This window comes from Mariniflexile maritimum, from assembly GCF_009746565.1.
GTDB lineage: Bacteria > Bacteroidota > Bacteroidia > Flavobacteriales > Flavobacteriaceae > Mariniflexile > Mariniflexile maritimum.
In genome coordinates this window covers 240732-253419 of the sequence record NZ_WRPN01000003.1, presented here as the reverse complement: position 1 = coordinate 253419, position 12688 = coordinate 240732, and the positions used below count along the sequence as shown (strand labels likewise).

Sequence of the window (12688 nt, the reverse complement as noted above, 5' to 3'; positions counted from 1 at the left end):
CCTGTTTCCCCCAATTGCTTTGGGAATAGAAACAGGTTTTTTTATCTTTAAACTTTTAAAGCAGATTTATGTCAAAAAACGTCATCATTACAGGAACAAGTCGTGGTATTGGGTTTGAATTGGTTCAATTGTTCGCAAAAGCAGGACATCAGGTGTTGGCGCTTTCGCGGAATGAAAAGTCTGTCCAGAATTTAAAATTAAACAATGTTACTGCCCTTTCAATAGATTTGACCGCTAGTCATGCACATAAACAAGTGGAAGCTTATGTTAAGGCCAATTGGCAGCAAGTGGACGTACTCATAAACAATGCCGGTATATTGTTGAACAAACCTTTTTCGGAAATTTCAATGGAAGATTTTGAAACCGTGTACAGAACCAACGTGTTTGGCGTTGCCGAATTAATACGCACTGTGTTGCCATTTATGAAAAAAAACGGGCATGTAGTCACCATTAGTTCTATGGGAGGCGTTCAAGGCAGCATGAAATTTCCCGGATTGGCAGCATACAGTTCCAGTAAAGCTGCCGTAATAACCTTAACCGAACTATTGGCAGAAGAATACAAAGAAACGGGCATCTCATTTAATGTGCTTGCTTTGGGCGCGGTACAGACCGAAATGCTTGAAGAAGCGTTTCCCGGTTATAAAGCCTCAACGACAGCCTTAGAAATGGCAAAGTACATTCTTGAATTTTCACTTAACGGCCATAAATACTATAACGGTAAATTGTTGCAGGTATCTAATTCTACGCCTTAATTAATGAAGAAGTACAAATGCATCATTTTCGATTGTGACGGAGTGCTGGTTGACAGTGAGCCAATAAGCATCCAAATATTGGTTGATCTGGCAAATGCTTACGGGGCCAACATCGATTTGGCTTACGGCATGAAACATTTTAAGGGTAGCTTTTTCGATGCCTGCAAAAACAACATTGCCCAATTAACCCAAAAAACATTGCCCGATTCTTTTCAAGATGATTATAGGAAATTAAGTTTTGAGGCTTTTAAAAAGTACGTTCAACCAGTTGAAGGTATTAAAATGGTTTTGGACCGGCTAACAATTCCTTTTTGTGTCGCTTCCAGTGGTCCTGAAAATAAAATAAAACTCAATTTAGAGCTTACCGGACTATTGCCCTATTTTGAAAACAACATTTTTAGTTGCTACGCCATCCAAAAATGGAAACCCGATCCAGCCGTATTTTCTTGGGCTGCGGAAACTATGGGTTTTAATAACAAGGATTGTTTGGTTGTTGAAGATAGCCTTTCGGGTATAAAGGCAGCAAAGGCGGGCGGTTTTGATGTGTTCGGGTTTACGGCACACGATTATAACCATGAATTGGAAGCTGATGCAACAAAAACATTTAACAGCATGTCTGAACTTTTAGGAATGATTTAATTTTTTTAAATTTTCAAAATGAATAGTTTGTATTACATTTATATTTAATATTTAAGAAAGCTTTAATCTTTTAAATTACGCATTAACCCTTGATTTCACCAGCTTCCATAGATTTAGTGTTTGAAACCGCCCGTGTTGAGGAGGTTATTGGCGATTTTGTGAATCTTAAAAAAGCGGGTAGCAACTTTAAGGGCTTGAGTCCGTTTAGCGACGAGCGCTCTCCCAGTTTCATGGTGTCGCCCGTTAAACAAATTTGGAAAGATTTTTCAACAGGAAAAGGCGGTACCGTGGTGTCTTTTTTAATGGAACACGAGCATTTTACCTATCCGGAAGCCATAAAATATCTGGCAAAAAAATATAATATTGAAATAGAGGAAACCGAGCAGAGCAACGAACAGAAAGACCAGGCAAACGAACGGGAAAGCCTGTATTTGGTAAGTGAATTTGCCAATACCTACTTTCAAAAAATTCTGCATAAAACAGATCAGGGAAAAGCCATTGGGCTCAGTTATTTTAAAGAACGTGGGTTTACCGATGACATCATTAAGAAATTCGATCTGGGCTACTCACTTAACGAGTGGCAAGCATTTACCGACGAAGCTTTAAAACAAGGTTACAAGCTCGATTATTTAGAAAAAACAGGGTTATCCATTGTTAAGGACGGCAAGCATTTCGATAGGTTTAAAGGCCGTGTGATGTTCCCTATAAAAAGCATGAGCGGTCGTGTGCTTGGTTTTGGAGGCCGGATTTTAATAAACGACAAAAAAGCGGCCAAATATGTAAATTCTCCCGAAAGCGATATTTACCATAAAAGCCATGTGCTGTACGGTATTTTCCATGCGAAACAAAGCATTGCCAAAGAAGATAATTGTTACCTGGTTGAAGGTTATACCGATGTGATACAGTTTCATCAAACAGGTATTACCAATGTTGTGGCGTCATCGGGAACAGCCCTTACCTCCGAACAAATCCGTTTAATAAACCGACTTACCAAAAATATCACCGTGCTTTTTGATGGCGATGCAGCAGGGATGCGCGCTTCACTTCGGGGTATTGATTTAATTCTTGAACAGGGCATGAACGTTAAGGTATGCACCTTTCCGGAAGGGGAAGACCCCGATAGTTTTGCAAAACAAAATACCCTACAAGAACTTACGGCCTATTTAACCGAAAACGCCAAGGATTTTATTCAGTTTAAAGCCTCTGTCCTATTCGAGGAATCAAAAAACGACCCCATTAAAAAGGCGGAAACGGTACGGGATATTGTAAATAGCATCGCTAAAATTCCCGATAGGATAAAAAAGGAAATCTACATTCAAGAATGTGCCCGAATCATGGATATTAGCGAAGAGGTGCTGTTTAGCACCCTGGCACAGATTAGTAAAAAGGAATTTCAGGAAGAAAACAAACAGTTTAAAACCGAACAAAGAGCGTTTGAGGTTATCAAGCACCAACAGCCCCTTGAAAAGGTAGATGTACAATATACCTTAGAACGAAAAATTATTGAAGTGCTATTGCTTTATGGAAACCGAACCGAGTCTTTTGAAGATTTGGTGCTAAAGGAAAACGATAAAGGCGAGTTGGTACTGGAACCCGTTATTCATGAAGCCAAGGTTTTTGAAAAAGTGTTTTTAGACCTTCAGGATGATGAGATGCAATTTACCAACCCGCAGTTTAAAAATTTGTACTACACCATCATAGATACATTGAACCAAAACCCGGATTTTAATCTTAAGAATTTCGTTAATATCGTAGATGCTGAAATGGGTACCGAAATTACCCATATTTTAATGGAAGATGAGCGCTACACCTTAGATAATTGGCAACGTATGAATATTTTTCCAAAGGAAAAAACCCATACAGTTGCCCAATTAGTAAGTGAAACCATTTTAAGTCTCCGGTGCTTTTTAATAGACCAAAAAGTAAAAGACTTTCAGCAAGAGGCAATGGCAAACATTGCAGATGTTAACAAAAACATCCTTGAAGAAGTTAAAGACTATTCGGGTTTAAAAATGCTGCTTTCCAGAAAACTAAATAGAGTACTATAAGCCGGTGTTAAGCTTCGCCTGATTAACCAAATCAATTAAATTGGTTACTTTTAGCTTGCGCATCAAACGGGCTTTATAGGTACTAACGGTTTTTTCGTTAATGTCCAATTCTTTGGAAATTTCTTTATTTTTCCTTCCAATTGTAAGCAGTTTTAAAACTTCTGCTTCCCTGGTTGAAAGTTTTTTATAAAAAGTTCCGCCTTTGTTAATGCGGTTTCCAAAAGCTAATTGTTGGGTTAAATCGTTGCTTAAATGAATACCGCCATTATAAACCTTTAGAATTGCTTCGCTGATAGTTAACACGTTAACCGATTTATGGATGTAACCAAAAGCACCTGCTTTTAAGGCGTTTATGGCATACACTTCTTCGGGCTGTGCACTAAGAATGATGGTTTTAATGTCTGGATAGTCATGTTTTAAATGACGCAAAACTGTTAGGCCGTTTAATACGGGTAGGTCGGCTTCAGTTAAAATAATGTCAACGGGATGTTTTTTGACGTATTCCAATATGGCTTCGCCATTATCAACGCTAGCAACAATTTTAATGTTAGAAGCTGCTGAAAGTAATACTTCAAGTCCTTTTCTTGTGATTGGGTGGTTGTCTGCTATTAATAATTTTATCATATTTTTTAGCTTTTTTTGATTATAATTAAGTTAGAGAGGTTATTATAATTTGTTGAGAGAATAAGCCTGCTGTAAATGTATATTAATTTTAAATAATTTGCAAAGGTTTTTATAGATTATTAGGAATTTCGCAAATGGGTATGGGAATCATCTTATGTTTGTTGGCAGCGTTCAGGCGTTTGTAGATGTTAAAAACGGCTTGTTCACGGCCTGTAAAATCTTCGGCGCGCTTGCCTGCTTCGTCCATGGCCATGGCCCATTCAAGTTCGGGGTACGATGCGCCTATTTGGGCTTCATCGCTTCTGGCATCGCCAAACAAACCGTCGGAAGGTTGGGCTTTCATAATCGATTCGGGTACTTTCAAGTATTTTCCCAATTCATAAACTTCAGATTTCATTAAATCGGCAATGGGGCTTATATCCACGCCGCCATCGCCATATTTTGTATAAAAGCCAATGCCAAAATCTTCAACTTTATTACCGGTACCTGCAACCAATAATTTGTAAAGCCCTGCATAGTAGTACAAGGTCGTCATACGAAGGCGCGCCCTTGTGTTTGCCAAGGCCATATCAATGGTGGTTTGGTCGCCATCAAAAAACACTTCTGCCTTAAAGGCATCAAATACAGGGGTAAGGTCGGTGCGGGTATCGCTTACATTGCCAAAGCGTTGTTTTAGTTGTTCAATATGTTCATGCGCTCTCATTATATGGCTTTCTGCTTGGTGAATGGGCATTTCAATGCACAAAACATTCAAGCCTGTTTTGGCGCACAGCGTTGAGGTTACCGCAGAATCGATGCCTCCCGAAATACCAATTACAAACCCATTGACGCCTGCTTTTGTAGCGTATTCCTTTAACCAATTAACTATGTAATCTACAACTTTTTCTGTTTGCATTTTTTGTGTGAATTTAAAACCAAGAATTGTACCTTTGCAAACAAAAATAAAGCAAACACTTAATTTATAAAAATTTATGGCGTTTAAGTTTCGCAACGGTCATATATTATTTTTTTCAATGTTGGTTCTGGTGTTGTTTTCTTGTAAAAAGAATACTGATTTGGAAGACGACATCGCTAAAATTAATTTAGATGCCCATGTTGAGCGATTCGACTTGTTGTTTTCAAAAATCAACAACGAAAATTTGCCAACTTTAAAACAGGCCTACCCTTTTATGTTTTCTGAAAAGTACAAGGATTCTTTTTGGATTGCCAAAGCTTCCGATACCTTGGAAAAAAAACTATTTGCTGAAGTTGAAAAAACCTTTTCTGATTTTGGTGATACGGAATTGGAAATTGAATCCCTGTTCAACCATATTAAATATTATTTCCCGGAGTTTATCCCGCCCAGAATTATCACCACAACAAGTGATGTAGATTACAGAAACCGTGTGATTGTTACCGATACCATCATGGTTATTGCGTTAGATACTTATTTAGGAAGTAAACACGAGTTTTACCAAAACATTCCGCGCTATTTAAGGGAAGATTTAAAAAAGGAACAGTTGGTTGTTGATGTTGCTACTGAGTATGCCAAGAAATTTGCCTACCAAAAACAAAGCCGCAAGTTTCTGGATGAAATGATTTATTACGGCAAATTGTTGTGTTTTAAAGATGCGGTCATCCCTTTTAAAACCGAAGCTCAGCGTATTGGCTACACGCCCCAGCAGCTCGATTGGGCCATTGCCAACGAAAGCTATATGTGGCGCTATTTTGTTGAGCGAGAATTGTTGTACAGTACAGATGCTAAACTATTAACCCGTTTTATAAAACCGGCGCCCTTTTCAAAATTTTATTTGGAAGCTATTGATGCGGAATCCCCTGGGCGTGTTGGGCAATATATTGGGTGGCAAATTGTTAGGGCGTATATGGCACAAAATGATGTAACCCTAAAAGAAATGCTTATTGCCGATGCTGAAGAAATTTTTAACAAATCGAAGTTCAAACCACGAAAATAATGTCGAAAACAATCACCTCCAAAATAGAACTGAATGTAGAATTGGATGCCAACCGCGTACCCGAAAAACTGTATTGGACAGCACAAGACGGGGGCATTACCAATGAAGAGGCCAAGGCCATGATGCTTGCCGTTTGGGATTCGAGGGCACAAGAAACGCTGCGCATCGATTTATGGACCAAAGACATGCCTGTTGATGAAATGAAAGTGTTTTTTCATCAAACACTTGTAGCCATGAGCGATACCTTCAACAGGGCCACACAAGATGAAAAAATGACGGCCACCATGAAAGACTTTTGTGATTATTTTGCCGAAAAATTGGATATTAAAAAGTAAACAGGTTGCAATTTTCAAAAGCTATAATTTTGATTTCGCTTTTTCAATGGCTTCCTTAATATCTTTAAAAATAAAATCGTGTTCCAAAACCTCGAACATTTGGTTCTTTTCAAAATCGTTTTTTAAAGATTCGCTTATTCCAGACAAAATAACCGTAATGCCTTTTGCCTTAAACGATTTTATTATTTCCTTTAAACTTTGGTAACCGGTAGCATCAATTAATGGCACATAACGCATTCTAATTATTATAATGTGAGGTTGCAAATGCGTATTGGTTATGGTTTCTTGAAACTGACGTGCTGCACCAAAGAATAAAGGGCCGTTTATTTCATACAACAAAACGCCAGGTGGCAAGTCTAAAAATTCCTCATCAAATAAATGCTCGCTGTTTGTGGTTTCTGTCGAAATATTTTGGATTTGAACCGATTCGCTCATGCGCTTCATAAACATAAAACTAGAAAGTACAATACCAATTTCAATTGCAATTATTAAATCGAAAATTACGGTTAGGAAAAAAGTGGTCAATAATATAATAATGTCCATTCGGTTTCCTTTAAGGATGGAAATGAATTGACGCCATTCGCTCATGTGGTAAGCCACAACAATTAAAATACCCGCTAAGCACGATAACGGAATTAATTTCGCATACGGTGCAAATAACAACATGATGGATAAAAGGGCCAGCGCATGGGTTATACCAGCAATGGGCGTTCTGCCACCATTTTTAACATTTGTGGCGGTTCTTGCAATGGCTCCCGTAGCAGGAATACCGCCAAAAACAGACGATGCTATGTTGGCCGCACCTTGCGCGATTAATTCCATATTTGAACGGTGTTTGCCACCAATCATAGAATCGGACACAACGGCGGAAAGCAGCGATTCAATGCTTCCCAACAGAGCAATGGCAAACGCCGGTTGAATAAGCGATTTTATGGTATCAAAATTTACTTGAGGTAGGGAAGGTGTGCTGAAATGATTGGATATTTCGCCAAAATTACTTTCAATGGTTGCAACCGGAATATCGAAAAATGTTACGGCAAGGGTAGCCAAAATAATGGCTATAATGGAACCTGGTATTTTTTTTATAATTTTCTGAAAGTATAAAGTAATTATAACGGTTGAAGCGGCAATGGTAACGGCATACCAATTCACTTTATTGAAATTTTCAAAATATAACACCCATTTTTGGATGAAATCGGCAGGAACTTTGGCGAGGTGCAACCCGAAAAAATCATTGATTTGCGACGAAAAAATAATCAGGGCAATACCACTTGTGAAACCAACAATAAGAGAGTAGGGTATAAACTTGAGCAAGTTTCCCATGCGCGCCAAACCCAATCCGATAATAATGAATCCTGCCATAAAGGTTGCAATGGTTAATCCGTTCATTCCAAATTCCTGAACAATACCATAAACGATCACAATAAAAGCACCTGTGGGACCGCCTATTTGCACACGACTTCCGCCAAAAGCAGAAATGGTGATGCCTGCAATAATGGCTGTAATAATGCCTTTTTCTGGAGAAACGCCAGAAGCAATAGCAAATGCAATGGCAAGCGGTAGCGCCACTATGCCAACTATGACACCAGAAATCATGTCTTTAGTGATTGTTTCTTTGGAAATACCTTCTTTTAAAAGAGAGAATAGTTTGGGAGTAAATTCTTTTTTCATTTTAATAAAAAACGCAGAAACACACCTTTTTGGGGCGGACTGTTTTATTGAACGAAATTAGCAAAAATAGCAGACTTAAAGGTGCTTTCGATAGGTTAAATTGCCAAAATTGAGTATGCTTGTTGATTGCTTACCACTGATTGATCCTATCCGAATCGAGCTTAATAAAAATAAACAATAAAATGGTAAAGCCCCAAAGCCCTGAGCCTCCATAACTGAACAAAGGTAATGGAATACCAATGGTAGGGATAAGCCCCATAACCATTCCAATATTTATAAAAAAGTGCATAAAAATGATGGAAGCTACGGCATACCCATACATGCGGCTAAATTGTGAGCGTTGGAGTTCTGCTAAATGAAGAATGCGCAACAATAGTAACACAAAAACAACAATAACCATGGTGGTTCCAATAAAGCCCCATTCTTCACCTACCGTACTAAAAATATAGTCGGTGTGCTGCTCGGGCACAAATTTTCCCGTGGTTCGCGTGCCCTCTAAAAACCCTTTGCCTTTTAGTCCTCCAGAGCTTATGGCTTTTTCAGATTCGTTTAAGTTGTAGGCAATGGTTTTTTTCATGCGTTCCAATTTTACGGGGTCTTTTTCCAAACTTAGCCAAATGGTAATCCTGTCTTTTTGATGAAAAGGAAGTAAATTGTCGTAAAAATAGCGAACGCTGAAAGCTATTAAAACACTTATGATAATAATTGAAATAGGCTGAATAAGCAACGGCTTTCTCCGGCGTGTAAAATGATAGGTTAGTACGATAATTGTGGTAAGTACCGCGGTAATTATAACACCGAACTTTAAAGAAAACAAACTTAACGCAATGCCCAAGAGCGCAATAATCAAAAAAGAAGGCGATAGGCCCTCGCGGTAAAGTACAAAAATAAAACATCCATAAACCAAGGTGCTTCCGGCATCTTTTTGAAGCAACACTAATATAGCTGGAAGTGCAATGATGGCAAAAGTGCTTATTAAATCCTTGGTTTTTTTTATATCGGTATTCAAGTCGCTCACGTATTTTGCAACCGCCAAGGCTGTGGCGGCTTTAGCAAATTCACTGGGTTGCAAGGTCATGCCCCCAATGGCATACCAGGAAGTGGCACCGTTAACATTTTTTCCGAACACAAATAAACCCACCAGCGATAGCATGGAAATAACATAAATTACACTGGCAAAACGTTCGTAAAACTTTGATTCAACAGCCAATAATAGAACAATTAACCCAAGGGTCATGAAAATAAACATGAGCTGTTTGCCGTAGGGTTGCGAAAAATCGAAATAATCTATGGTATCGCCGGTATGTGAGGCAGATACAATATTTAACCACCCAAAACCTACCAGTAATAGGAACAAAATAATGGTAATCCAATCAAATTTATAATACTTGCTGGCTTCTGTTATCATTAATATTCATCTGGTTTAATAGTTCTTTAAGCCTTTTGTATTCAGACTCTTCAACGAGTTCTAAAGTGGTGTTTTTATTGATTCCAAAAGGTTGTCCGGAATAGGGTTTTGCGTATTCATGTTCCAAGGTATGCCATAAAAGCCAATCTTCCATATCTTTTCTGGCGGTCATTTCTTTGTTTATAAAACGTTCAATCATTAAACTGGCTATTTTTCCTGCAAACCGAGCTCCCCAATAACCGTTTTCAACAAAAACGGCAATCGCAATTTTAGGATTGTCTTTTGGTGCAAACGCTATAAAAATAGAATGGTCGGTAAGTTGCATTCGCTTGCCATCTACTTTTACAAAGTTTTCGGCGGTTCCTGTTTTTCCGCAAATTTCAATCCCTGGAATTTGTAAGCTGGCTGCGGTACCGTGGTTGTACACATCAAACATACCTTGAACAATGGGCTCAAAATGCTCTTTGTTTATGGTTGTATGATTGGGCGTGGTGTATTTAGGATCAATAACGTGGTCTTCAATATGCTTTATGATGTGGGGCGTATAGTAGTAACCACGATTGGCAATGGCCGCCGTCATGTTTGCTAATTGAATGGGTGTGGTTAACACTTCACCTTGGCCAATGGCATTGGACAAGTTAAAGGTGCTTCCCCAGCGCCCTTTTCCATACAGTTGATCGTAGGTTTTGCTGTTGGGAATTTTACCTGGCTGCCCAACCGATAAATCGTTATTCAAATAATTGCCCAACCCGAAGCTCTTTACATGGTTGCTCCATATATCCATACCTTCAGCAGGTTTTCTTGTTTTATCGATAATGCGCCGATAAACATTTGCAAAATAGGCATTACAGGAATTTGAAATACCACCGTTCATGGCCAGCGGGCTCGGGTGCCCATGGCAACCCATTTTTCGGCCACCGTAACTATACCCATGGTTGCAATAAAATCTGTCTTCCGTAGTTACCACGCCTTCTTGCAACCCAATAAGGGCATTTAAAACTTTAAAGGGCGACCCCGGTGGATACATGGCCTGTAACCCCCGATCGTATAAAGGCTTTGCGATACTGTCGTTATACAATTTTGAAAAATTCACAGAACGTTGGCGCCCTACCAATAAATTTGGGTTATAGGTTGGGGTTGAGACCATGGCCAAAATTTGCCCGCTACTTGGTTCAATGGCAATAATGCCACCGTGCTTGTGTTCCATGAGCAGTTCGCCATAGGCCTGTAATTTGGCGTCGATGGTTATGGTAATATCGCTACCGGGTTTGGGTAGGGTATCAAAAATACCATCTTTATAAGGTCCTAAATCTCTATTGAACCGGTCTTTTTGTATGAATTTAATGCCCTTAACCCCGCGTAAGGTTTTTTCATAAGATATTTCTATGCCTTGTTTTCCTATAAGATCGCCCATTTTATAATAAGGGTCGCGTTCTATAATGGCATCGTTAACTTCGCCTATATCGCCCAAAACATTGGCGCCAATGGTGGTTTCGTAATGCCTTAGCGAACGTTTTTGAATATAAAAGCCCTCGAATTTCCGCATTTTTTCTTGTAGGCTCGCATAGTCTTCTTTGGTTAAATGTGGGATAAAAACCGAGGGAAGCCATGGGGAATAGTGATAGGCTTTTTCAAAAATGTCTATAAAGGTTGCTTTATCAATTCGTAACAGCTTGCAAAATTCTAAGGTATCTAATGGTTTCACTTCCCGGGGTATGAACATAACATCGTAGGAAGGTTGGTTTGAAACCAGCAATTCGCCATTTCTGTCGAAAACAAATCCGCGTTTTGGGTAATCGTAAACTTTTCTAATGGCGTTGTCTTCATATAAATTTTGAATGCCGCCTTTGTAAATCTGCAAATAAAAAAGCCTGCCAATAAAAACAATACCAACAAGTCCTATTATAACTGCAAGTAAAAATCGTTTCATTTTGTTTTTCTACTAAAAATAATGGTTATCAATAAGATTAATAAAATAGTGAAAATACCTGAGAATAACGTTTTTTGAAGGATTAAAATTATTTTTGAAACGCTAAAAAGTTCTAAGAAAAACAGGATGAAATGATGAAGGAAGGTTAGGATGGTAAGGTAGGTGAGTTTTTCGCCAAATTCAACCGAGTTAAATTTTATGGTTTGGTGGTCGTAGATCATGCCAAAGGAGAATTTTAATATTACCGGACGCACATACGCAATAAACACGCAGGCTGCGGCATGGATACCACCTGTATCTGAAAACAAATCGATGGTAAGTCCTAAAAAAAAGCTTAAGAAAATAATGGCAAAACGGTTGTTTTTTACAGGAAACAAAGCAATGAACATGATGTAAGGATACGGGTTTATGTAACCTAAAAAGTTGATGTAATTAAACAATATTACCTGCAACAGTACTAGCAAAACAAAGCGTCCGGTATGTTCAAGTACAGAATTATTCATTCTCTTTAGGGTTTAACAAACTGTTTATTTCCGCAGCATCCACATTTTCAATGGTATATACGTGTTCAAGATTGGTCATATCATTGAACAATTTAATGTTAATCTCAAAATAATTTTCAGCGGCATCCAACTTATAGCTATCAATGGTGCCTACCGGAATGCCTTTAGGGAAAATGGATGAGCGCCCCGATGTAATGATAGTATCGCCTTTTTTAATGGGCGCAATTTTAGGAATGTCGATAAGTTGCACAAAGTAGGGCGATTTTGCGTTCCATGACAAGGTGCCAAAATGATTGGTCTTTTTTAGTTGTGCGCTAATTTTATTTACGGTATTCAGTACCGAAATAACGGTTGCGTAATGCTTGCTGGTAGCATCTACAATGCCAATAATGCCTTTAGAACTTATTACACCTAAATCTGGTTTTAGGCCATCGGCACTTCCCCTGTTTAAAAGAAGCACGTTGTTGGTGCCCGAATAGGTGTTTCTTATCACGTTGGCCAGTTCAAATTTGTAGGTGCCTGTATATGAAACCGTGTCTAAATAGGTGGAATCCTTTTTGTTTTCAGCATTGAACAACAGCATTTTTAAACGCCTGTTTTCTTCTGCAAGTACTTGGTTTTGCGATTTTAAGCTAAGGTACCCCGTTAAGTTGTTGATGGAATTGTAAATACCGCCCGTTAAAAAATTGGCCGAATTAAAAAACTTGCTCCTATGGTAGGAATGTGTTTGGATGGTAAACACAAACGCTATGGAAAACAGCAACAATGACAACAAAAAATTTTTGTATCTTATTATAAAATTAATAATCTGTTGCATGTTCTATAC

Annotated in this window: 12 protein-coding genes; 5 read left to right on the top strand and 7 right to left on the bottom strand. The window is 38.6% G+C overall.

Annotated elements, in window-relative coordinates; all coding sequences use genetic code 11:
* Positions 1-68: 68 nt before the first annotated feature.
* The 3 genes from GQO80_RS06460 (at position 69) to dnaG (ending at position 3439) form a co-directional block, all read left to right on the top strand.
* Positions 69-752, top strand: coding sequence for an SDR family NAD(P)-dependent oxidoreductase (locus tag GQO80_RS06460; RefSeq protein WP_157207517.1), 684 nt, complete (start codon positions 69-71; stop codon positions 750-752).
* Between the two features lie 3 nt (positions 753-755).
* Positions 756-1391 carry an HAD family hydrolase gene (locus GQO80_RS06455; protein ID WP_157207516.1) on the top strand — a complete coding sequence of 212 codons (636 nt, stop codon included), beginning with the start codon at positions 756-758 and terminating at the stop codon, positions 1389-1391.
* An 89-nt stretch (positions 1392-1480) separates the two neighbouring features.
* A complete protein-coding gene (gene dnaG / locus GQO80_RS06450) occupies positions 1481-3439 on the top strand; it encodes a DNA primase (RefSeq protein ID WP_157207515.1) in 1959 nt (652 codons plus the stop codon).
* Here dnaG and GQO80_RS06445 read toward each other — a convergent pair.
* A complete protein-coding gene (locus tag GQO80_RS06445) occupies positions 3434-4063 on the bottom strand; it encodes a response regulator (RefSeq protein ID WP_157207514.1) in 630 nt (209 codons plus the stop codon). The two genes, dnaG and GQO80_RS06445, sit on opposite strands and share 6 nt — an antisense overlap.
* A gap of 109 nt (positions 4064-4172) precedes the next feature.
* Positions 4173-4958 (bottom strand): NAD(+) synthase, encoded by a 786-nt coding sequence (nadE, locus tag GQO80_RS06440; protein WP_157207513.1) that lies wholly within the window; start codon positions 4956-4958, stop codon positions 4173-4175.
* Positions 4959-5034: 76 nt separating this feature from the next.
* On the opposite strand from nadE, the gene gldB reads away from it, so the two are divergent.
* Both gldB and gldC read left to right on the top strand, forming a co-directional pair.
* Positions 5035-6015, top strand: a complete 981-nt coding sequence (gene gldB / locus GQO80_RS06435) for a gliding motility lipoprotein GldB (protein ID WP_157207512.1) — start codon at positions 5035-5037, stop codon at positions 6013-6015.
* Positions 6015-6350 carry a gliding motility protein GldC gene (gldC, locus tag GQO80_RS06430; RefSeq protein ID WP_157207511.1) on the top strand — a complete coding sequence of 112 codons (336 nt, stop codon included), beginning with the start codon at positions 6015-6017 and terminating at the stop codon, positions 6348-6350. The genes gldB and gldC overlap by 1 nt, the downstream gene beginning before the upstream one ends.
* Before the next feature lie 21 nt (positions 6351-6371).
* Here the strand turns inward: gldC and GQO80_RS06425 are convergent, their stop codons facing one another.
* The 5 genes from GQO80_RS06425 to mreC all read right to left on the bottom strand — a co-directional run bounded on the left by GQO80_RS06425 (position 6372) and on the right by mreC (position 12679).
* Complete coding sequence (locus tag GQO80_RS06425) at positions 6372-8021, bottom strand: SulP family inorganic anion transporter (RefSeq protein ID WP_157207510.1); 1650 nt, start codon at positions 8019-8021, stop codon at positions 6372-6374.
* Between the two features lie 130 nt (positions 8022-8151).
* Positions 8152-9429 carry a rod shape-determining protein RodA gene (gene rodA, locus GQO80_RS06420; protein ID WP_157207509.1) on the bottom strand — a complete coding sequence of 426 codons (1278 nt, stop codon included), beginning with the start codon at positions 9427-9429 and terminating at the stop codon, positions 8152-8154.
* Complete coding sequence (locus GQO80_RS06415; RefSeq protein WP_157207508.1) at positions 9401-11359, bottom strand: peptidoglycan D,D-transpeptidase FtsI family protein; 1959 nt, start codon at positions 11357-11359, stop codon at positions 9401-9403. The genes rodA and GQO80_RS06415 overlap by 29 nt, the downstream gene beginning before the upstream one ends.
* Positions 11356-11862, bottom strand: coding sequence for a rod shape-determining protein MreD (locus tag GQO80_RS06410; protein WP_157207507.1), 507 nt, complete (start codon positions 11860-11862; stop codon positions 11356-11358). The genes GQO80_RS06415 and GQO80_RS06410 overlap by 4 nt, the downstream gene beginning before the upstream one ends.
* The gene (mreC, locus tag GQO80_RS06405) at positions 11855-12679 is read right to left on the bottom strand and encodes a rod shape-determining protein MreC (protein WP_157207506.1); all 825 of its coding nucleotides are present in this window, start codon (positions 12677-12679) and stop codon (positions 11855-11857) included. Before mreC ends, GQO80_RS06410 begins: the two co-directional genes overlap by 8 nt.
* Positions 12680-12688: the final 9 nt, after the last annotated feature.

Bases quoted from the DNA above. Each gene is read 5' to 3' on its own strand.
- GQO80_RS06415 (WP_157207508.1), bottom strand. From the start codon at position 11,359: ATGAAACGATTTTTACTTGCAGTTATAATAGGACTTGTTGGTATTGTT.
- GQO80_RS06460 (WP_157207517.1), top strand. From the start codon at position 69: ATGTCAAAAAACGTCATCATTACAGGAACAAGTCGTGGTATTGGGTTT.
- rodA (WP_157207509.1), bottom strand. From the start codon at position 9,429: ATGATAACAGAAGCCAGCAAGTATTATAAATTTGATTGGATTACCATT.
- GQO80_RS06445 (WP_157207514.1), bottom strand. From the start codon at position 4,063: ATGATAAAATTATTAATAGCAGACAACCACCCAATCACAAGAAAAGGA.
- GQO80_RS06410 (WP_157207507.1), bottom strand. From the start codon at position 11,862: ATGAATAATTCTGTACTTGAACATACCGGACGCTTTGTTTTGCTAGTA.
- mreC (WP_157207506.1), bottom strand. From the start codon at position 12,679: ATGCAACAGATTATTAATTTTATAATAAGATACAAAAATTTTTTGTTG.
- GQO80_RS06425 (WP_157207510.1), bottom strand. From the start codon at position 8,021: ATGAAAAAAGAATTTACTCCCAAACTATTCTCTCTTTTAAAAGAAGGT.
- gldC (WP_157207511.1), top strand. From the start codon at position 6,015: ATGTCGAAAACAATCACCTCCAAAATAGAACTGAATGTAGAATTGGAT.
- gldB (WP_157207512.1), top strand. From the start codon at position 5,035: ATGGCGTTTAAGTTTCGCAACGGTCATATATTATTTTTTTCAATGTTG.
- GQO80_RS06455 (WP_157207516.1), top strand. From the start codon at position 756: ATGAAGAAGTACAAATGCATCATTTTCGATTGTGACGGAGTGCTGGTT.
- nadE (WP_157207513.1), bottom strand. From the start codon at position 4,958: ATGCAAACAGAAAAAGTTGTAGATTACATAGTTAATTGGTTAAAGGAA.